Origin of the sequence: Paenibacillus sp. ICGEB2008 (assembly GCF_000307675.1) — a bacterium.
Taxonomy (GTDB): Bacteria; Bacillota; Bacilli; order Paenibacillales; family Paenibacillaceae; genus Paenibacillus; species Paenibacillus polymyxa.
The window spans coordinates 12567-33884 of sequence record NZ_AMQU01000003.1; the positions used below are offsets into that span (position 1 = coordinate 12567).

Annotated in this window: 14 protein-coding genes and 2 pseudogenes; 5 read left to right on the forward strand and 11 right to left on the reverse strand. The window is 46.5% G+C overall.

The genetic code is table 11. The features are described 5' to 3' along the window. Nucleotides 1–10: 10 nt before the first annotated feature. Nucleotides 11–595 (reverse strand): TetR/AcrR family transcriptional regulator, encoded by a 585-nt coding sequence (locus C400_RS0101295; protein WP_017425727.1) that lies wholly within the window; start codon nucleotides 593–595, stop codon nucleotides 11–13. Nucleotides 596–850: 255 nt separating this feature from the next. Then, nucleotides 851–1462, reverse strand: a complete 612-nt coding sequence (locus C400_RS0101305; RefSeq protein WP_017425729.1) for a pyridoxamine 5'-phosphate oxidase family protein — start codon at nucleotides 1460–1462, stop codon at nucleotides 851–853. Nucleotides 1463–1577: 115 nt separating this feature from the next. On the opposite strand from C400_RS0101305, the gene pdxR reads away from it, so the two are divergent. Together pdxR and C400_RS0101315 are read left to right on the forward strand one after the other, a co-directional pair. Next, nucleotides 1578–3116: a MocR-like pyridoxine biosynthesis transcription factor PdxR gene (gene pdxR, locus C400_RS0101310; RefSeq protein WP_017425730.1), complete on the forward strand. Its 1539-nt coding sequence runs from the start codon at nucleotides 1578–1580 to the stop codon at nucleotides 3114–3116. Nucleotides 3117–3238: 122 nt separating this feature from the next. Beyond that, entirely contained in the window at nucleotides 3239–3667 is a 429-nt protein-coding gene (locus C400_RS0101315) for a DUF1259 domain-containing protein (RefSeq protein WP_016819386.1), read from the forward strand. A 72-nt stretch (nucleotides 3668–3739) separates the two neighbouring features. Here the strand turns inward: C400_RS0101315 and C400_RS0101320 are convergent, their stop codons facing one another. Then, nucleotides 3740–4378 carry a pentapeptide repeat-containing protein gene (locus tag C400_RS0101320; RefSeq protein WP_017425731.1) on the reverse strand — a complete coding sequence of 213 codons (639 nt, stop codon included), beginning with the start codon at nucleotides 4376–4378 and terminating at the stop codon, nucleotides 3740–3742. A gap of 150 nt (nucleotides 4379–4528) precedes the next feature. Between C400_RS0101320 and C400_RS0101325 the strand changes: the two genes are divergently transcribed. Beyond that, nucleotides 4529–7828: a DUF5695 domain-containing protein gene (locus C400_RS0101325; protein WP_017425732.1), complete on the forward strand. Its 3300-nt coding sequence runs from the start codon at nucleotides 4529–4531 to the stop codon at nucleotides 7826–7828. 299 nt (nucleotides 7829–8127) lie between these two features. Here the strand turns inward: C400_RS0101325 and C400_RS0101330 are convergent. Then, nucleotides 8128–9173, reverse strand: a pseudogene (locus tag C400_RS0101330) (hypothetical protein). Nucleotides 9174–9390: 217 nt separating this feature from the next. On the opposite strand from C400_RS0101330, the gene C400_RS0101335 reads away from it, so the two are divergent. Further along, on the forward strand, nucleotides 9391–9663 hold the full coding sequence (locus tag C400_RS0101335; RefSeq protein ID WP_017425734.1) for a hypothetical protein: 273 nt from the start codon (nucleotides 9391–9393) through the stop codon (nucleotides 9661–9663). A 717-nt stretch (nucleotides 9664–10380) separates the two neighbouring features. Then, on the forward strand, nucleotides 10381–11331 hold the full coding sequence (locus C400_RS0101340) for a glycoside hydrolase family 26 protein (RefSeq protein ID WP_017425735.1): 951 nt from the start codon (nucleotides 10381–10383) through the stop codon (nucleotides 11329–11331). 271 nt (nucleotides 11332–11602) lie between these two features. Here C400_RS0101340 and C400_RS0101345 read toward each other — a convergent pair whose 3' ends face one another. From C400_RS0101345 to C400_RS0101375, 7 genes and pseudogenes are all read right to left on the reverse strand, one after another. Further along, entirely contained in the window at nucleotides 11603–12430 is an 828-nt protein-coding gene (locus C400_RS0101345; RefSeq protein ID WP_017425736.1) for a carbohydrate ABC transporter permease, read from the reverse strand. Further along, on the reverse strand, nucleotides 12427–13311 hold the full coding sequence (locus C400_RS0101350) for a carbohydrate ABC transporter permease (RefSeq protein WP_016819393.1): 885 nt from the start codon (nucleotides 13309–13311) through the stop codon (nucleotides 12427–12429). Before C400_RS0101350 ends, C400_RS0101345 begins: the two co-directional genes overlap by 4 nt. 38 nt (nucleotides 13312–13349) lie before the next feature. Beyond that, nucleotides 13350–14630 (reverse strand): ABC transporter substrate-binding protein, encoded by a 1281-nt coding sequence (locus tag C400_RS0101355; protein ID WP_017425737.1) that lies wholly within the window; start codon nucleotides 14628–14630, stop codon nucleotides 13350–13352. Nucleotides 14631–14740: 110 nt separating this feature from the next. After that, nucleotides 14741–15809 (reverse strand): annotated as a pseudogene (locus C400_RS0101360) (response regulator transcription factor). Continuing rightward, entirely contained in the window at nucleotides 15806–17605 is a 1800-nt protein-coding gene (locus C400_RS0101365; RefSeq protein WP_017425738.1) for a sensor histidine kinase, read from the reverse strand. Before C400_RS0101365 ends, C400_RS0101360 begins: the two are co-directional and overlap by 4 nt. A gap of 132 nt (nucleotides 17606–17737) precedes the next feature. Next, the gene (locus tag C400_RS0101370) at nucleotides 17738–19744 is read right to left on the reverse strand and encodes a beta-galactosidase (protein ID WP_017425739.1); all 2007 of its coding nucleotides are present in this window, start codon (nucleotides 19742–19744) and stop codon (nucleotides 17738–17740) included. A 99-nt stretch (nucleotides 19745–19843) separates the two neighbouring features. After that, complete coding sequence (locus C400_RS0101375; protein WP_017425740.1) at nucleotides 19844–21238, reverse strand: MFS transporter; 1395 nt, start codon at nucleotides 21236–21238, stop codon at nucleotides 19844–19846. Between the last annotated feature and the right edge of the window lie 80 nt (nucleotides 21239–21318).

A 21318-nucleotide genomic window follows, 5' to 3' on the forward strand; every position in this document is an offset into this window, starting at 1 on the left:
TGGGGTCCAGTTATTCTTCGGATGCGAGCATTCCGTGATACAGGAGATTTCTTGCCTGCTTGGCAAGTACAGACGGGCTTTCACGTCCAGGCAGCAATTTCGTTAACGTCAGCCGTTCTATCAAACCGATCACACATTCTGCTGTCAGTTCAGGGTCAAGTTCCTCACGGCAGGAACCCCATCGTTGTGCCGCCAGCAGATGCTTCTTGATGTGCTCCGCCATTTCCGCCTTGATGTGTACCGAGTCTGCCGCCTGGTAAAAACCGACACGAGTGATCGCCGGATTATTAGACAACATGCGAAAAATAGCTTCCAGAAAAGCTTGTCCCCGTCTCAAAACTTCAGCTTCGCTTAGGTCCGGGCCAATCTTCATACTTTGTACCGTCTCATTCACCAAAGTACGGAAGCTCTCCACAAGCTCCTCATACATTTGTTCTTTGCTTTCAAAATGAATATAAAAATCCGGCTGCGTCAATCCTGCACGTGCCGCAATCGAACTTACCTTAGTTTGGTAAAACCCCGTCTGAGCGAACTCTTCAGCCCCCGCTTCCAGTAACAACCGCCGACTTTCCCGACTTCTGACTCCTGCTCTCATCACGGTTTTGCCCCCTTACACCACAAATCTATCGTATTATAAAGTTCCTTTGCAGTAAGAACAACGGGCTTGAGGATGATATATACCTTTCCTTCAAAAGTCCTAATATAGAAGGACTGAATGTTATGGAAAATCAAGGGTATCCCCCTTCAAGGTATAATTAACCAGTTAGATGGATGAGCGAGCAGGAATTATTACGCCGAATTTAAATATTTATACTTAAGAATTTTGTGAAATCCTGACTTTCGATATATATCAGCGATGAAGACCATATTTGCGCATCATTTCAATCGTTATCAGATCATCATCCAGTCCCCGTTGTTGCAAGCCGTCGATAATTTGCTGACGCTCCTGATCTTTAACATTTTGTCCGAATTTAAACTTGGCGGTCCATTCCTCGGGTACAATTTTGATCAGAGCGACCCCTTTCAAACGTGAGGCATACCGAGAATCGCTGGCATCAATCGTGTCATATCCGCCTTCCGGTTGCAGCTTACTCATAAAAATGGAAAATGCTGATGCTTTTTCTTCCAAATCCACTACAGGCTCCGCATGACCACGCACGGTAATACTTTTAAAAAATGAGGTCGCAGGACATGCCATATGTTCATCCGTGAAATAAGATGGAATGAGCGCATATTCTTTGGCGGCTGAAAAAGTAACCCGATTATCCTCTTTCATCCGTTCCATCTTTTCTCCAGCACGACTGCCATGAATATAAAAAACGCCATTTCCATAAGCGAAATTCAAGGGAACCACACGCGGAAAACCATCCTCGCTGTTCATGCCTAAAAATCCGAAACTGACCTCGCTTAGAAACTGCTCTATTTCCTCTAGTTCTTCTACCGTAAATTCCTTTCTTCTCATAGGGGACTCTCCTTCCATCTATTGACCAATGATACATTTCAGATTATGTTGAAAATGGATTATTAAAAAGATCCAATATGAACGGAAATGACTGGTCCAATATAAGGAGAAAAGTATGGACATTACGATTGCTTATCAGCGCGCAATTCAAAAATATCATTTGAAATACTTGGCATTGTATCACGCTCTTCGAGAGGGAATTCTCACTGGCTCCCTTGCCAGCGGTACGCGCCTGCCTTCCAGTCGTGATCTGGCTGTGATGTATGGCATTTCGCGCGGAAGTGTTAAAGAAGCATACGATATGCTGTTGGCAGAAGGATATGTGAATTCGGTAGTAGGCAGAGGAACCTTTGTTATGGAACAGACTGCAATGTTGCCAGACGAATCTCTAATCGATCAGCAGAACCAAACCCCGCCTATTGCAAAACAAAAAGCCCCTGCTCTGTCAGCATGGGGACAACGAATAATGCAGCTCGAAAGAGAACGAGCCTTATACTCGGCTCCTGTGTCTGCTACGGGTAGAGACGGTGCACAGCAGCCTTTGATTTCTTTTCAAGCAGAAGAAGATGTATTGGAGGGCAGCTCACAGATCGCATGGAAAAGTGCATTGGCTGCCGCTGGCAAGGACCTGCAAAAGCCTTCGGATGACTCGACGCCTGCACCAGTGAACGGTGATAAAGGGCTGCGTGAAGCGATTTGCCATCATGTTGGCAGAACACGCGGAATTACGGCTACCCCGGATCAAGTCGTATTATGCAGTGGTTCCATGGAAGTGATCACGTTATTAAGTCAGCTGCTTATTCATGAACAAGATAACATTGTACTGGAGAATCCCTGTTATTCCGGCATCTACCGTGCAGTTACTGCCTCAGGCGGACAGATACACGCTGCTGAGCTGGATCAGCATGGAATTATTCCACAGGATTGGGATGCCAAGCTCCTGTTTGTTACGCCTGGACGACAGTTTCCAACCGGTGCTGTATTGCCATTAACGCGCCGTCAACATATTTTGCAATGGGCAGCATCCAAGGGGGCGTGGATCATTGAAGATGATTATGACAGTGAATTCCGCTGGGCAGGACGCCCCATTGAACCATTAAAAGCACTGGACCGCGCGGAATGTGTCATCTATGTCGGTTCCTTTTCCAAAAGCATGTTCAGCAGCCTTCGACTCGGGTTTGCCATCCTGCCTGTGGCATTGGCTCAAGCGCTGACTGCTGCCAAACGACTATACGATCCCCTGCCGCCTGCCCGCTTGGAACAGCGTGCACTGGCACGTTTTATGATGCGCGGAGACTACATTCGTCATTTGCGGCGGATGACTCGAATATACAGATCACGCTACGACGTATTCCAGCATGAAATACAGCCGTTGAGTGAGCTGTTTCACTGGCAGCAGAACGATTGCGGTCTACACGCCTATGCCATCTGGAAGCATGGACCTGCCCCGTATCATCATTTGATGCAGACAGCACGATTTTATGGAGTCACATGGCGTGATGCTGCTGATTACCAACTGACACCGGGACCTCCTTCAGCCTGCTTTAACTTTGCTCACTTAACGGAGCAGCAGATTATCGAAGGTATTACGCGTCTGCGCCAAGCCTGGGACAGTATCAAACATCAGTATCACGGAGCAACGCTAAGGCATTAAAAGGGTACTCCATTCGTACTTTGTATATAGCAAATTAGACTAACGATAAAGAAGACTTGCCCTTTCCATTCCCTCACTCTTTCATATGATGCTAGTAACTTAAAAGAATTGGAGTGAGAGAAATGGCAGTTAGTCCACTTTGTAAACGGTTTGCCGATATATTAAAAGCAACACCTCAAATCATTAACGGAGTTTGTACTGCATCTACAGTCAGAAATAACATCAAGCCGATCATTTTGGGGAAAAGGGCCAGATCCTTTCTTGCCATCCCCCAAGCTTTTTCTTTCGAAAGCATTGGCCGTAACGGAAAAGGTTTATGTCTTGGCGAAACTGTGATTCTGACCGCAGAAATTAATCCGTTTATTTCTCGACTTCGTAACCATGATATCAAAGTGACGGCACTCCACAATCACTGGCTATTCGATAACCCTAACCTTTGGTACATCCACTTTGAAAAAGTAGAAAAGCCGCTTGTTTTCGCCACAGAAGTACGTGACGCGCTTAATGTCTTGACAACGAAGCCTGTACGTCCGGTGATTAAAAAGAAATAAGCTATCAATAAATGCAAGAGATCCGCTTAGGCGGATCTTTTCTTTGTTATGGCTACCTTTGCCCTGAACCCCTTATTTAATCACTAGCCCCAAAAGGCCAACAAAGGATGAAGCCTGATGCGGTGAGATGATGCAACCATTCAAGTCTTCTATCTCCACTTGTAATCCGTCAAATTCGCAATCACTGAGATCAATTCCCTTGAGCTTGGCCCCCGACAGGATGGCTTGATCCAGATTGCAACGGGCAAAAGAGGTTTTTTGTAGTGTTGCATGATAAAGATCTGCACTTATCAAAGAACAATCCTCAAAACCAACTTGCTTGAAATTAGCAAAACGGAACATCGAATAATCCCCTAGGCAATCCAGAAAACGAACGTTTTGGAGCCTACTTCTCGAAAAATCCGTTCCGAGCAATTTACAATTTCTGAACTCTACCCGATGGATAAAGGAGCCGGAAAAATTAATATTAGACAGATCGCATTTATCAAAAATGATGTCTGTCCATTCACTTTCCGGCAATGATGATTCCATGATGGTGACACTTTTGAAGACCATCTTCTCTAATGAAACCTTAACTGCTTCCATATTGTCTAAAATAATATCCTCTACAGACCCTGTACTAAGTTCGTCTTTGGATCGTATGGAGCGTATTTCTTCATTTAATACGGGTAAGTCCGCAGGAATCTTCGGTGACTCCATTTTATTTTTCATTATAGCTCTACCTCCACTATGAATAGATTTCTAGGATATCTATATGAATCTATTTTCTATCAATTCTCACGCATAGGGTAGCAAAAGTATTTTTGACACATATATTAACATGTGAGCACACTCACGAACCTTTGTTAGGAGGTTGATAGCATGGCAGTACAGCTATCTAATCAAATATTCTCCATCTCAATCGGGGATTATGGGGATATCTCTTCCTTACGTCTGACAGGAGACACCTTCAATACGAATTATGTCATGAACGGCTCTAACGCACCTAAACAAAATACGTCAGATCATCAGTGGCTGGGTGAACTCATGTTCACCTATCGTCTCGGTAACGGGGCGTGGACTCGGGCATGGACAAGCAATTCTGCTGATGTGCGCCAGATCATCTCTTCTGGTAACAGCGTCCAGGTATCCTATCAAAATTCCTCCAACCATCAGGGAATAAGCAACTTCACTTTACAAGAAACCTATTCGTTGGTTAACGACTATTTACATTGGCAAATGAAAGTAACGAATACTTCTAATCAAGCACTGGAAATCGGAGATTGGGGGCTGCCGCTTCCTTTTAACGAATACTGGTCCGGTGGCAATAATGAACAAATCTATGAAACCAGGGTACTCTCTCACTCCTTTGTAGGTCATCACAGTTCCTTTATTACAGCTGGACGACCTAGCGGCATCGGACCGTATATCCTGCTGCTACCTGATGCCGCAACGGGTGCTGGTCTCGAATATCAGGACCACTGGAGAGTCGAGGAGCATCCTGGCAGTACATGGGCTATGGAGCAAGGCGGCTGGTCTGAGGGACTTAATGTGTTCTATATCCACTCCAATGTCATCAAAAGCACCAACCGTGGTTATATCGGAAGCACCAGTCTGTCGCTGGCCCCTGGTGAAAGCAAAACGTATGCCTTTAAATTCTACAAGGTAACGGACGAGCAGGCTGTAAAGGACAGGCTATACAGCGAGGGGCATGTAGATGTGACCGTGGTTCCGGGTATGATTGTCCCGACCAATCTCAAAGCTAAATTCGATCTGCATACCCGTAAATCCATTACCTCTGTCACAGCGCAGTATCCCTCCGAAACGACCATCAGCTATTTGGAAAATGCCCCTACAAACCACAAAATATATGAGCTTACACTGGGACGATTGGGTCACAACAATATTACAGTAAATTACGGTAACGGCGAAAAAACCGTTCTCCAGTTCTATGCCATTGAGCCGATTGACACTGCACTTCAGCGTCACTCCACCTTCATGGTCAACAGCACCCAATGGAACGTACCGGGAGACCTGCGGGACAAGGTGTTTGACGACTGGATGATGCAATATAAGGCCAAACGCAACAGCTTTGCTGGCTACTGGGGCTGGGGTGATGATTGGGGATTAACTCACGGCCAGTTTCTAGCGGAGAAAAATGTCCAGAAGCCCGTGGCCTCTGAGATCAAAGCTGTCGATGATTATCTGGAGGTGGCTATCTGGACGAATCTGATGGAAGGCCATCATACCGATTATTTGGTCCCTGATTTCCTGATGCCACAACCTAATACGACACCAACATACCGGGGCTATGCCTATCCGCACATTTATAATACGTTTTTCAGCATGTATAAACTTGCCAAGCTGTATCCCAACCTGGTCAGCTATCGCAATAGCAAAAACACATATTTGCTACGTGCTTATCGTATTTTTAAAGCGTTGTATGAAGGTCCTGTTGCTTATAACTGGAACACAGGGCTTATGGGTGAGCTGACTACACCTGATATGATTAAGGCGCTTCAGGAAGAAGGATTGACTACTGAGGCTAACGACATGATTGCCAAAATGGCTACCAAGTACAACAATTTCAAAAACACCACCTATCCCTATGGCTCTGAGTACAACTATGACAATACAGGCGAAGAGGCGGTATATACACTTGCCAAAATGAACGGCAATACGACAATGATGAGCAAAATCAATGCCAAAACACGTGCCGCACGCGGACATATGCCTGTCTGGTACTATTACGCCGATCCGGTCACAATCACCGGAGAGAATTGGTGGAACTTCCAGTACACCACTTCGCTGGCGGGCTATGCGATGGATGACTGGACACGTCGTTATTCGTCCAAGCCAGAAGTGGACCAGCGCCTATCCTATGCCGCCAAACTGGCGAACATCGGGGCGATTAATTCAGGACAGATCAGCCCGGACCCTGCCAATATCGGGGCAGTATCGTGGACATATCAGGCAGGTAAGGGCAATTACGGCGCCCTTGGTCTGGACGGCGGCCCTCTCTTTAACGGATGGCGTGGCATGTCCGGGGAAGCCGATCTGGGGCTGTTTGGAGCCATTAAAATCCTAAGTTCGGATGTTGCTGTCGATCCCATATTCGGATTGTTCGGTTATGGCTGTGACGTTACAGAAAGCAATAACAGCTATACGGTTACTCCAAAAGATGGCGTATTCCAGCGTCTGCATCTGATCACCCAGAAGCTGAGTCTGGAGTTGAACCGGGACCAATATACCTTAGCCGTCGTGTCCAAATCCAAGAACAACATCCGTCTGATGTTGAAAAATACGACACCAGGCACAGCTCATACGACTGTTGTAACGATAACCGGACTCACGGCAGGTACGTATGATGTACTGGTAGACGGCACAAAAACCGGCTCAGTCACAGCTGTTAACAGTGCTGCGACTACAGTCAGCCTGAATATCGGTACGGCAGCCAACTACGATATCCGCATTCAGTCCAGTACAGGCAATCCAGCTCCCGCTGGGGACATTATAGCCCATTATGAATTTAACGAAACGGCCGGATCAACCGCAGCCGATTCGTCAGGTTATGGGCAGCAGGCCAGTGTAATTGGCGGCTCGTGGAGCACGGGGCGGAATGGCAATGCCCTGCGCCTTAACGGTATTGGCGCCTATGCCAGCCTGCCCGGCGGAATAGTTAGCAGTTTAAATGACTTTACGATTGCAGCATGGGTACGAGTGAACACGCATAATGGCTGGGCTCGTCTGTTTGATTTTGGAGCAGGAACAGATCGGTATATGTTTTTGACCCCGAAGGCCGAAGGGACAGGTATGCGTTTTGCCATCACTGTCTTGGGGAACGGAGAGGAACAGCAGCTGAACGCCCCGGAACTGGCGACAGGGGTGTGGAAGCATGTCGCAGTAACTCTGTCAGGCACTACGGGAATTATGTATGTGGACGGTATAGAGGCGACACGTAACACGGGTATGACGCTGAGACCTTCCAGCCTTGGACTGACAGATTGGAACTACATTGGGAAATCCCAGTTTGATGATCCTTATCTTAACGGTGCAGTAGATGAGCTGATCATTTACAACAGAGCTCTGACTGCTCAGGAAATCAGGGGCTTGGCCTCGGCAAGCAGCACCATTACAGCCCATGATTTGAGAGTCCAAGCATATGCTGAAGGGGCCGATTAGAATGTAATTATAAATTTAATTTAATGCATTCCTTTCATGCCATTAACGTTTTAGATTGTGAATGATTTGTATTATGAATGATTCGTACCGTGAATCATTGGCGTCGTAAATGATTGGTATCGTGAATTATTTTTGTGGGTGCTTCCCATCGCCTCCGCCCCGGATTTCTTATCTCAATTCTGCAATCAGGGGAGAAATCCGGGGAGATGATGCTTCCGAAGCGAGCCTTCCTATGGAAAGCTGGTAAATCGACCACTTTACCGAGGGGTCTAGCCGTAGCTCTTCCATCTGCAGAGCAATTAGCTTCGTCTAATACGTGTCGTTCTTGGTCTTAAGCGAACGAGCTCCTCACTGGTGAGTTGTCTAGTATAGGAACGAGGGGAAGATCCTGTATCTACCTGAGTACCCTGCCTGCCCCGCTGGGGCGGGCTACTCGTGTGTTGAATACCTGCATGACCCACTGCACTGGAAAGGCTATGGATAAGCGACCATCTGCCGTGCCTGCATAGTTGACCGCGGCTGCATAATTATCGGACTGTCTGAGCCATACAGAGCCGGAATCCCCGGGTAGTGATACAGGAGTCGTACCTCTAATAACCGTCTGATCTTCGAAGGTCAGCAGGCCCAACTCACCACCATAATTGATTTGCAAGTCCGTATAGACGGACTCTACCGTGCCATTAACCCGCCCGCTCGTACGCCCTACCTTCTTCAATCTTTCTCCTATGCGATAGGCGGTAACATGACCCGGAATCGCTCCCACTGTAGCATAACGGGGATTGAGCAGGTTGTTGCGGGTCGGAAGCGAAAGCGCTGCATCAATCAGGTTCGTTCCAGTGGGATTTAAGCGTACGTAACGATACAGTCGTCCTATACGATCCTGGGCAACCGTCCCCCCATCGGCTCCGCCTGGCTGAATTGTAGCCTCCCGATTGTCTGTATTGGAGGGATTGAGCACATGGTTATTGCTTAAAAGATAACGTGTAGCCGGCGCTCCAGTTGGGGCAACGATAAGTCCGGTTGTACCGGAGCCTTCAATCGTCCCGACACTGTAGCCGGCGATGACCGGGCGGATGCGCACTTTGTAGTCCGTAGCATTAGCCCTGATTTTTCCAGTCTTTACAATTCGGACAGGAACGTTCGATTTCTTCCCTAAGGCAGTGGCCGACAAGAGTCCAGTAGAGGCCGACGCTAGACGGTCCGTGTACACAATGACAGCGGCTCCCCTTTTGGGATGGGCAGGGTCCCTGTAGCCTACGCCAATGCCGTGAACACCGGACATTTTTAAGACTCGCTTGGCCATCCGCTTTTTCACCTGAAGCGCGGCCGAGAAGGTAGCCAACATAATCATCTCCTTTTACATTCAGATGAAATATTGTATGGCTAAGGCCGCTCTGCGTTCCATTTGATCTTACGATCGCTGTTGCTTCTCTAGAGCCAAACGGACCGCTGCGCTACCGAACTCCGTATCGAACTATATATGAAGATATTACAAAATATGGTATAATCACTCGCGAAATTGGCATTCGATCATTTGATTCTAATGTTCGAGGAGGTATTTCATGTTTTCAATGATATTGACATACAGCATACAGGCAATTGTGATTTTACTGATTATCTTCACAGTGTTGAGAAACAACAGAAAGAAAATAGGCCGGGGATCACTTTCACTGCTGCTATCTCTTCTTGGCATGGCTGTTTCTTTTGAATTTGGCGATTACATATTCGGAGACCAGTTGCTTTCCTTTTTAGGAATGTCAGCATGGTCCAATCCTGTTAATAATACTGGGTTCCACTACACTATTTTTGTATCGAGTATTTTTTTTTATTCCTAGCTTAATCATTGGATATAAAAATCCTGAAGATTTTGGAGCTCTTATTGGAAGACGAGTTTCTAGTATTTATCTATTTATAATCATCATTTCGCTTTTATTTTTCATAATAAGCTGTTTGTCGAAGTGAAAGTTGGATGTGTGGTCATTCCAAAATAAGAGGCCTTTCTATAATTGAACTGATCTCTGTTAAGTAGACCGTAATAAAAAAGCAGCCTTAAACAGCCTAAGTCCGATATTCATACGGTCTTAGGCTGTTTAATTTCTGTTAAAAACAATGAAGGTGTTAGAAATAGATGTAACGTCAAGTGTGCGAGTATGAATTCTCTATATAGTACAAGAATAACAATAATTTCAATCAAAATTCATAAGAGTGAATTAAAAGTTCATAAAAATGAACCGGAAATATTTTCTTTTTCACACACTTAGCCTCTACCACTGTTTGCAGAAATTGATAGTTTATTGTTATATGAAATAATTTTTACTTCAATAGAACTATTTTAGTTTTTTTCCTTGCAGTCGATATAATTGAGGGTTCGCTAAAAAGCCCTTTCCTATAGGAAGATGGGATCAACTCGCTAAAAACAATGTTCGTTGTGATTGATAGTAAATGTCAACCAGCCGATCCAAGGAGGTAGTGTACTAGAACATTTTTCACTTAACACATCTTATCTTGCGTTAACCGATAGCAAGATATAAAACATTAGGAGGATAACCAATATGAATTCATTCAAGAAAACGAAGAGCTTGATCACCGCCCTGACCGGGGCTGCGTTATTATTCGCGCTACCCATGACGGCAGGCGCGGAGAGTAATATCAATTATACTGGCATGTTCCTGGGCTATGACGGAAGTGTAGACACCAGTCCTGTCCAGACCTACAACCCTGACATCGTCTCTTATGATCTGCTGAACTGGAACTACGGGGGAAGCGATGCAGCCTCCATTACCTCCCATAGCGCCTCAGCCATCCAAGGCTTAGGTAAAATCGTTACCATTTCTACCCACATGCCCAATCCCCAGGATGGAAATGTAAACGCCCCGATGTCTGATTCCGATTTTAAGATCTTGGCCAATACAGACATTTCATCCATCAATTCATCCAGCCCCGTATGGCTGCAAAATTATAAGGCTCAGATTGACAATGTTGTGACTAGCCTGCAAAAGTTTGACTCATCCCCCGTCTACTACAGACCCTTCCATGAAATGAACGGAGGCTGGTTCTGGTGGGGAAACAAGAACACGACAGACTATAAGAACCTGTACATCAATCTGTACGATTACATCGTGACGACCCATGGCATGTCCAACGTCAATTTTGTCTATGCTCCAAATAAAGGAGCCAACGCGGCCGCTTATTACCCCGGCTCCAGCTATGTCACTTGGATTGGCATCGACGCCTACAGCGACGATCCATCCAATGACAATGAAATCAAGATGGCTTACAATGACATCAAAGGACTTGGCAAAACTTATGGCTTCTGCGAGATTGGACCAGCCGTGGGCGGCGACCATGTGGATCGCAACAATAATCAGCTCAAGGAATTCGATTATTCGCTTTGGAGCAATGCCCTGAATGAGATCTATACTGGGGCAAGCTTCTTTATCACCTGGGACGGTGCCTATGCTCCGCAGAACAATACGAATAGCAGCACGCTGTTTGCGAAGTAAAGCTCACAGTAAGCGTCCGTCTCCCGGTTCGGCAGCAAGGCATCGTACGTGTTATCCCAAGAAGACAGCAAGTTCCTGGAAGATTAGGACGTCATCAAGCACGACAAAAAAGCATGCCCTTATGAACTGAAGTTCCCTATCAAGCAGCCAGTTATTAATAAGCCCTATTTAAACAGCCTGAGTCCCATATTCGTAGGGACTCAGGCTGCTTAGTCTCTTTTGAAAACGTTCGTGGTTAAGAAAGGATTTTTTGGGCAATGAGAAGCACAGCTTATCCCTTAACTGCTCCCTCCGCAATGCCTTCCATAATGAATTTTTGAAAAAAGGCATAGATCAGAATAACCGGGATGGAGGTCAGCACGAGCGCGGCCAGAATGAGCGACCAATCCTTGTTGTATTCTCCAAACAACATATTGGTCGAGAGAATCAGGGTGTAATGGTTCACATCCGTCAACATCAAAAGTGGAAGTAAAAAGTCATTCCAAATCCACAGGAAATCCAAAATGGCAATTGTGACGGTGATCGGCAGCAGCAAGGGAAATATAATGCGAAAGAACGTTTGGAACTCATTGCAGCCGTCCATTTGCGCGGATTCTTCCAGCTCACGCGGGATGGATTTGACGAATCCATGATACAAAAAGATGGCCATGTTCACGCCCAAACCGATATAGATCAAAGCCAAGCCGTACGTACTGCCTTGAACAGACAAATCTTTTGCCATTCGTGTAAGCGGTATCATTATAGAGTGAAAAGGCACCAGCATGGACGCAACAAACAGAAAGAAAATCGCACTGCTCAGTTTTCCACTTGTACGAGACAGCTTGTAGCCTGCCAGTGCCGAACAGACCACGATCCCGCCAATGCCGATAAAAGAAATAATCGTAGAATTCAGAGCGCTGTTCAGCAAATGGGTCTGATGAAAGGCCTGGCTGTAATTTTCAAAGTGAAGCTTCGTCGGCAGCGCCGTAAAGGATGCAAACATCTCACCCTGTGTTTTAAACGAATTAATGACCGCCATGTAAATCGGGAAGAAGGACACGACTGCGCCCACGCACAGCATCAGCGTGATCAGCAAGGAATTAGCCTTTTTCAGCCTCATGCCTCCACCTCCCTCTTCTTCATGACACGCAGCTGGATCAGAGTAAAGATGAGCACAATGGCGAACAAAATAACGGATTTAGCACTCGCATAGCCATAACGGAAATTATTCGAGAAGGCCTCCTCATAAATGTTCATCGTAATTACCTGTGTGCTGCGTCCTGGTCCTCCGCCAGTCAGTCCATACACAACCTCATACACCTTGAAAGCACCGTTAAGTGTCAGGAAGAAACAGATCGTAATCGCGTGGGTAATCATCGGCAGCGTCACACTTCGCAATGTCTGAAATGCGTTCGCTCCATCAATAATAGCAGCCTCCTTCAAGCTTTGTGGTACACCCTGAAGTGCAGCCAGATAGATGATCATCATATATCCCACACCATTCCAGAGCGAGACAATAATGATGGAAAAGAACGATACTTTCGGATCACCCAGCCATGATTGACCTAAAAAGGCGATAGCCGTCTTTTCAGCAATCTGCGGCAGCACGGAGGAAAAAACGAATGTCCACATAAATGCGCTAATAATGGTACTGATCATATTGGGCATAAAAAATATCGTCCGAAAAAATCCTTTGCTGCGTGTGCGTGATTCAATCAACACTGCCAGTACTAGCGCAAGTACATTTTGTAGTACGATCATGACCAACACGTATTTAAGTGTAAACCAAAGGGAATTGAGAAAATCGGGGTCTTCCTTCAAGGATTCCACAAAGTTCCCCAAGCCGATAAAGTTGTAATTGGGATTCAATCCATTCCAGTCTGTAAAGCTGTAGTACATGCCGCTGATCGTTGGAATAAGCAGGAAGATGGCGTAAAAGATCAGTGCCGGGGCAGTAAACGCCAGCAGCATGACGTATTTTTTGTAGATTTTAAAAGGCATGGAGTCTCTCCCTCCCGATGTCATTCTGTAGGTTCCCGCTACTTGTTCACTTTGTTATACGATTTCCATGCCTTATCCAGCGCCTTAATGACGTCATCCTGCGAGAGCTGACCAGCATAATAGGATTGTAGCGACTTGCCTGCCTCGTCCTTGACCGCCTGCGGGATGGATGGATCTTGATACGACTTGCCTGCTTTCACATATTCGGTAGCATCATTAACCCAAGGATAGCTTTTGAACGTATGGACTTTGGAGATAGGGTTAAATTTCAATGCTTCATAGAACGCGCTGGAATCCTTGTCGTCCAACACATAGTTAACAAAATCGAGTGCAACCTCCTTATTCTTGCTTGTAGAGGATACAGCCAGCGAAGTCGAAGTGGATAGATTGATCAAGGTCGCATTCGGATCGTCATTAATCGGTAGCGGGGCTACTCCAAAGTCCATCTTCGGATCCGATTTTAAAATCGTTTCCGCAAACCACGGCCCCTGAATCCACATCGCCGCTTTACCTGAGGCAAAGGCCGCCGACCCATCATCCCCACCAATTTCCAGCGCCTTATCTGTACCATTACTGTTCACCAGATCAATAATATCGAACATGCTCTTCATTTCGGAGAAAGAGCCTTTGTCCTGATTCATCCGTTCGATAAAATCCTTATTCTGTGTGTTCATCATTGCACCTGCAGTGAGCGGCACGAACAACTGTGGAATCCAGGATTCCTTGTAGGACAACAGGAACGGTTTCACATGATTCGCTTTCAGCTTCTCGACGACAGCCTTCATTTCGGTCAACGTTCCCGGCGGCTTCAAATCCAAATCCTTAAATATCTTTTTATTGTACAGATAGCCCCAGGAGATCGTTTCCAAAGGAACCGCTACAACCTTGCCGTCTTGAGTTGTCACCGAGGGCTTCACACTGTCCATCAATTTGCTGACAAATGGCTGACCGGACAAATCCTCCAAGTATCCCGCTTTGTAAAACGGTGGAATTTCATTCACCGCATGCAGTGCGAATACGTCCGGTGCATCGTTGGAAGCGAGTCTTGTCTTCAAAATTTGTGCGGCATTGTCAGCAGGCGGCATCTCCAGTTGAACGGTAACGTCGATATTTTTATCTTTCTTCTCTTTGGCTATAAACGCATTAATGTATTTATCGTAGTGTTCTTTCAAACGGGGCTGGGCAATAAACATTTTGAGATTTACGGTTTTGCCGTCTCCACCGGAACCGCTGCTGTCACTGCCTGAAGAATTCGCTCCACATCCGGCCAACAACGTGCCAACCAGCATCGTACTCAATACACCTTTCCACATCTTCATGCAAAATGACCTCCCCTAAGTTGAAAATAACGATTTTGTATACGCTTTCATTATAGGATGGGAAGCCACTTCTGCCATTGGACACCGTTAGCATATTGAATTGGATTTTTTTAAACTTCCTTTCTCATTTCACCGGGGGCCATGCCAAAATGCTTTTTAAATACCCGATAAAAATAAGACACATCCTCGTACCCAGCCATCTCTGCAACGGCTTTAATTGAAATCTGTTTATTGGCCAGCCATTCCCGCGCCTTTTCCATTCTCCGTTCTACAATGTAGTCCGTTACATTCTGACCGTACTCCTGCTTAAATACCTTGCTCATATACTCTTTGCTCACAAAAAAAGTTTTTCGCCAACTGCTCCAGTGTGATCGGCCCAGCATAGTAACTATCGATATACCGCCGTACCTCCTCCAAATTCAGCTTGTTTTTGTATTTCCGCTGCCGAATCAGCTGATCCAGTTCCTGAACATAGCATGACGATACGAATTCCAGCGCATGTTCTACAGAGGATAGAACAGCCTGCGAAAGCGGAAATCCACCCTTTGCCGTAGAAGTATTCAGCCCGTTATCCGCTGACAGCTCTTTCAGCAGAGAAAGCAGCTCCTGCACCAGCCTGCCCAGCATATGTGGAGTTGGTGCTCCATAACTCTCCAACTCCTGCACAACCTGTCTGCATGTTAAGTTCACCCCGTCACGATTCAGCTCATTAAAATAAAGACGCAGCAGTTGCTTATACCGGGTTAACTTGTGAAAAAACTCATAATCCAGTTCTGTTGCTTCTGGTTGCTGTTCGGCCAACTTGACCTCCAGATCGTTTTTGCATTTGAGCAGCACCGCATTCAGCTCGACAGGATTGACAGGCTTTAGCAAATAATCAACAGCCTTATAACGGATCGCATGTTTGGCATACGCGAAGTCATCATATCCGCTCACGACAATGATTTTCACATCAGGACATTGGTTATTTAGCGCTTGCAGCAGCTCCACTCCGTCCGCACCTGGCATGTGCATGTCCGTAATCACAATGTGGGGAGCTAACTCCCCGACCAGCCTGAATGCTTCATCTCCGTCCTCTGCCTCACCCACCACCACCATTCCAAGCTTTTCCCATGTGCCAAATGTCTTCAAAATATCGCGGTTCCACGGCTCATCGTCAACGATTAATACCTTGATCATACTTTGCCCTCCTCTGCTGAGGTGAATGGAATACGAATAGTGACACATGTACCGACTCCCTGCTCACTATCTATCGTCACTCCGTAATGCACTCCAAAATTCATCCGTATACGTGAAGACACATTGCTTAATCCAATATGACTGCCCTGCGCCCAAATTGGTTCCTCCGATGCGTTTTCCAGCCTAGCTCGAACTTTTTCCAGCTTGTCGGGGGGCATACCGTTACCATTATCGCTGACCGTAATGCACACATCTTCTTTCATAATCTCCACGCGGATTGCCATTTTCCACGCCCCTGCCTTGCGATCAAGACCATGCTGAAATGCGTTTTCCAACAATGGTTGAAGCGATAGCTTCGGCAAACGAATATCCATTGCCTGCTCTTCTGTCTCCACCTGAAATACCAATCTTTGCGGAAAACGACGCTGCTGGATGCGCATATAATGTCCCACATGATCGAGCTCTGCGCGCAGAGAGGCCATATCCTGAGGCTCCCGTACCACGTAACGGAACATCTCACTCAGCGAACGAATGACTTCATAGGTATCCTCCGGCTTTTGGGAAAACACCATACTTCCAATCATTTGCAACGTATTTTGCAGAAAATGAGGATGAATCTGCGCCTGGAGCGCTTTCAATTCAGCCGTCTTTTTTTGCAAATTGATACTGTATTCTGTCTGGATATGTTCGCGTATTCGGCCTGCCATCCCATGCAAACTTCTTTCCAGCAACCCAATCTCATCCGGTCGTATACTTGGTTCTCCAACCGGTCCCTTGATCATATCCAGTTCCTGCACCGAACGCGCCAAACGGACAATCGGGCGTGCGGTCCGCCATGCGATGAAAATAGCGATGCAGATGGAAACCAGGATTGAAATTACACCTACGACAATACCATACAGCATGGTTGAAAAGGCACTGTGGTTAATGGAGGAAGTCGGTATGATTTTGACCAGTTTCAGTCCAACCACATCCAGATCATTGTAGAACACATAATGCTCGGCAGTTTGAAGCATCCCGGGACCCGGTTTAACGTCACGAAGAGCAGCCAGCACTCCTGCAGGAGGAGGCGATTGCCGAGCCTGCACTGGATACATAACTCTGCCATCCCTATCTGTAATCAACACTTGATGCTGATCCCCTCGTCCCAGCAGACCCAGCGTCTGATCGAATTGTGACCACAGCACCTCCAATGAAATAGCCCCCGTCTGCTTCTGGTCTTCAAAACGCCGAATACTGCGTGTCAGTGTAAAGCGTTCCGGGTCAGCGGAGCTTGGTCGAATCGAATAATCCTTATTCGCTTGCCACATCTCAGCATACTGCGGGGGAATACCGCCCACTGTCGTAATTTCATTTTGCATACTATTGAAGGTAAACAGGGTTTGCGATTGCTTCAAATACAACTGAATACCGATGACATGACTCCCGGCTGAATAATACACATTCGCCAGCGTATTCAGCATTTTTCGCTGGGCATTAAATTGGCTTGAAAGATTGTCGGGTTCTCGTTCATTCAAATAATCGCTTAGATCAGGGCTGATCTGAATGCTGTAAATCAGATGATTCAGACGATCTAACTGGTCGCTGGTATAAATGCCCGTCCATTTCATATTGGACATGTTCGTCTCGACCACTTCGGTTTCCATAGACGATCTGCTTTTCTCCGCAGCCAGCACCGTGACAGCAATGACCGGCAGCACAGATAGAACAATCATCGTCAAGACTAGCTTGAGCTGAATGCTACGTCGATACGGGGCCATCAGCGCCTGGAACCAGCGGATTGCTCGGGTTGGCATAGCGATGCACTCCTCTATTCAGCCATATGCGAAAACGCCCCGCAATTCGCAGGGGCGCTTCACTTGCCGGATACTCCCGGCCGATACTATATAAAATGATTCGTACGTCGGTTTCAGCTCACTATTCATCATTTACGCTTCTTCGATAATTATAACACCCCAAGGCTCCAACTGGAGCATTTGTCCTTGGATAACCCTCTGCTCTCCGATCAGCTCCTTGCCGTCTCCGTGCGGATATATCACCGAGCCTGCTTGTTCGGAATAGTTAAAATAGTACCGGATCGTTCGCCCCAAATCATTCGTACCGGATTTGACAATGATCGGATAAGAAGCTTCCTGATCTAGTCCCCATACGCCTGCCTTTTTGGCTACAGAGCTTAATAATTCGCGGATGACCGCCGAACTGACAATACAGCCGATATAGGTCGCCGTTCCCTGACCATAGCGATTTTGCGTAATCGCGGCATATTTGCCCCAATGCGGGTGATCATAATAAGCCAATACTTCCGCTGTCGTCGGCGTAATCAGCTCCATCCACGTATCTACCTGATTGTCCTCTGCTGCCACTTTAAAAGGATTATCCTTAAGCGTCACGTTCTTTGGCTCCACAAACAAGCTGTAATGAATGCCGCAGGCTTCGCTAATCACACCCGGCTGACGGGATGTTCTCACCTGTACATGCTCGTCGGTAAATCCACTGCGGGATGTGTAAACTACATGACCGCCTTGTTCGACATAGCGGTTCAGCTTCTCCAGCAGTGTATCTGGCGCAGAATAGAGGCTCGGGACGATCAAGAGATCGTAGTCATCAAACGATTCCGTACCCGGATGGATGATATCCGTCCCGATATTCAGCTTGTACAGCTCGTCATACAAACGGCGTACGATATCGTTGTAATTCAATGGACTGTTCATATTAAACTTGAACCAGCTAATGGATGTCAACGCTTCGTTGCTGATCAGGATGGCTGTTTTATTTTTCTTTTTCAAATTGACCAGATGTGGGGATAATCTCGCAAAATCCTTCCCTATCGTCTGTGCTTCCTCATACACAGGATTCGGTTCAAAATCATGGCTGAGCAGACCTTTCCAGTAGGTTTCGAAGGAATTATGAATGGAATGCCAGTGCCAGTAAGCTACCATATTGGCCCCGGAAGCCAGATGGCTGAACGCTTGCAGTCGCAATTGTCCCGGATAAGGAACCCAGTGTGTAAACGCCTGCGCCTCCGTTTCCAGCACCAGGTAATTATTCTGTTTTGTTGAACGCGCCACATCACCACCAAAGGAAATCTCAATTCCAGTCAGATCATCTTGGGATGGATGATAAATATCTACACCTGTCACATCAAACGCTTGAGATGCAGCAAAGTGATCCACATCCGGCTGAATCCCAAAGGAATGACCTCTCCACTCAAAATCAAAATTTTGCGTAACAAATTGGTCTGCCCGCTTATATTCATTGACAAGCGCAACCTGCCAGGCTAGGAAATCCGTTACCAGCTTGCGCTGGAATTGGGAAAAGGCTGCACCCAAGCTTCCATTAATCGTTCCGACCACCGAAGGGAAGTCCTCCCAGCTATTGATGCGATTGCTCCAGTAATCCAAGCCAAATTTGCGGTTTAGCTCATCCAGTGATTCAAACCGCTCCCGCAAATACTTCACAAATTGTAATTGCACATTGGGACCGCTCGTATGGTAATGCTTCGTCTCATTGTCTGTCTGAAAGCCGATGACCGCCGGATGCTGACTCACCCGTCCAATCAGCTTGCGTATGATTCGCTCAGCATGGAACAGGTACACCGGGTTCGTAATGTCCATAATCTGGCGAGCTCCGTATTTGCCCGGCCCCTGAGGCGTTGTCGCCAATACATCGGGATGCTCCTTCACCAGCCAGGTGGGCACAGCATAGGTCGGCGTGCCCACTATGACCTCAATACCGGCTTTATGCATAGCGTCCAGCACCCGATCCACGGAGGTAAAATCAAACACGCCATTTTGCGGTTCATGTGTACTCCAAGTAGATTCGGCTATCCGCACCACGTTAATTCCCGCATCCTTCATCATTTGGATATCCTGGTCCAAACGGTCATAAGGCATATATTCATCATAATAGGCAACACCGTACAGCAGCTTTTTCATCGAGTCGTCCTCCTATAAGTTCATAGTAATTGTCATATCCCACTTCGCCTACTCCGTTTTCCATGGGATTTTTTTCGTGTCAACTTATATAGCTTTGTTTCAAATACCGTGGCTGTTATGCGGCTTTTTCAGGGATGGAACAGATATCGTATTACCAGCAACATCCTGCTTCGTGAGATCGGCCTGCTGTTGATTTTTTTTCGCACTTGCCAGCCAGCCCTCTACGTCTTTTTCCTTAATCTTGTACAGCCATGCGAACAGCCCTGCCGTAATTAAGGCCCCCACACCAGGCACTACCGCATAAAGCGCAAATATCCACGTAAGCACCTGTCCGGTCTGCGGTACATTCGGAATGTAGCCGGCAAAGGCAAGCGCATAGGCCACAATTCCACTGGCTGCTGCTCCCCCCAGTTTTCCTGCAAACGTTTGGGTAGCAAAGGCGGTTCCGCTGGCACGCACCCCTTTTTTGAATGCGCCATATTCCACGCAATCGGCGGTAAACATCGGTACCATAAGCTGCGGCGCGGAACTGAACAGGCCAAAAAGAACTGCAAATACGCATACTACAATGGGGTTGCTGTAACCGATTGCAAATAAGGACAGGCCTGTAGTAAACAATCCAAGCAAGCTGATGACATTCACTTTCCACTTGCCAAATCTTTTAATAATCGGCGGTAAAATTAATGCGGTGAGCAGCTGCACACCCAAGGAAATGAACATGAGAATTGAAATATAGATAGGATTTTTCAAGTTATATAAGGCAAAGTAGCTGACGACAATCCCTTGCAGATTGGTCATGGACAGTGTCATAAACGACATCAGGTAAAATAAAAGCTGCTTGTTTTGCATGGGATACGTCATAATCTGCTTGAGCGTAACCTTCTCTGCCTTGTTGGAATAACGCTCTTTGACATTAAAGCGAGTAAAGTTCATTAAAATCAAACCTGCTACAGCAACGATTAGCGCCAAAATTGGCCAGGAGATCTGATTGGCTACGGCTACCGAAGACGAGGAGATGACCATAAAGGCCAAGAAGACCATCGTCCGACCTCTGGACATTAATAGATCACGTTCATGCGTATTTTTCGTCATCAGTGTAGCCAAACCAAAGCCAGGCGCATCGCTGATCGTGTAACACATTTCCCATACCAGATACGTGACGGCAATATAAATCACCTTGACGGTGAGTGACGCGTCACTCGGAACGAGAAAAATAAGTACGGTAAGTATTGGCAAAATAATAGAAGCCAGATTTGTCCAGGGTTTGAACAAGCCACCCCTTAGGTTGGCCCGGTCTATGATCACACCGAAGATCGGAGCACTAAGCGCATCCCATATACGGGCTAGTACGAATAAAGTACCAATAATAGAAACAGATATGCCAACATAATCCGTATAAAATAGCATTGCAAAAGAGGCAACCAGACAGAGAATTGCGTTACTCCCCAAAAAGTAAACGTAATATGACACACGTTCTTTCGATGTTGTTTCCATAGCTCCTCCTAATTACAATATGGCATCGCTTTCAAAATCACTACATATAAGCGATTTTTTTATGTAAAGGCTTATACTAG

Excerpts from the sequence above, each read along its gene's own strand:
- C400_RS0101295 (WP_017425727.1), bottom strand. The coding sequence starts at position 595 with ATGAGAGCAGGAGTCAGAAGTCGGGAAAGTCGGCGGTTGTTACTGGAA.
- C400_RS0101305 (WP_017425729.1), bottom strand. The coding sequence starts at position 1,462 with ATGAGAAGAAAGGAATTTACGGTAGAAGAACTAGAGGAAATAGAGCAG.
- pdxR (WP_017425730.1), top strand. The coding sequence starts at position 1,578 with ATGGACATTACGATTGCTTATCAGCGCGCAATTCAAAAATATCATTTG.
- C400_RS0101315 (WP_016819386.1), top strand. The coding sequence starts at position 3,239 with ATGGCAGTTAGTCCACTTTGTAAACGGTTTGCCGATATATTAAAAGCA.
- C400_RS0101320 (WP_017425731.1), bottom strand. The coding sequence starts at position 4,378 with ATGAAAAATAAAATGGAGTCACCGAAGATTCCTGCGGACTTACCCGTA.
- C400_RS0101325 (WP_017425732.1), top strand. The coding sequence starts at position 4,529 with ATGGCAGTACAGCTATCTAATCAAATATTCTCCATCTCAATCGGGGAT.
- C400_RS0101335 (WP_017425734.1), top strand. The coding sequence starts at position 9,391 with ATGTTTTCAATGATATTGACATACAGCATACAGGCAATTGTGATTTTA.
- C400_RS0101340 (WP_017425735.1), top strand. The coding sequence starts at position 10,381 with ATGAATTCATTCAAGAAAACGAAGAGCTTGATCACCGCCCTGACCGGG.
- C400_RS0101345 (WP_017425736.1), bottom strand. The coding sequence starts at position 12,430 with ATGAGGCTGAAAAAGGCTAATTCCTTGCTGATCACGCTGATGCTGTGC.
- C400_RS0101350 (WP_016819393.1), bottom strand. The coding sequence starts at position 13,311 with ATGCCTTTTAAAATCTACAAAAAATACGTCATGCTGCTGGCGTTTACT.
- C400_RS0101355 (WP_017425737.1), bottom strand. The coding sequence starts at position 14,630 with ATGAAGATGTGGAAAGGTGTATTGAGTACGATGCTGGTTGGCACGTTG.
- C400_RS0101365 (WP_017425738.1), bottom strand. The coding sequence starts at position 17,605 with ATGCCAACCCGAGCAATCCGCTGGTTCCAGGCGCTGATGGCCCCGTAT.
- C400_RS0101370 (WP_017425739.1), bottom strand. The coding sequence starts at position 19,744 with ATGAAAAAGCTGCTGTACGGTGTTGCCTATTATGATGAATATATGCCT.
- C400_RS0101375 (WP_017425740.1), bottom strand. The coding sequence starts at position 21,238 with ATGGAAACAACATCGAAAGAACGTGTGTCATATTACGTTTACTTTTTG.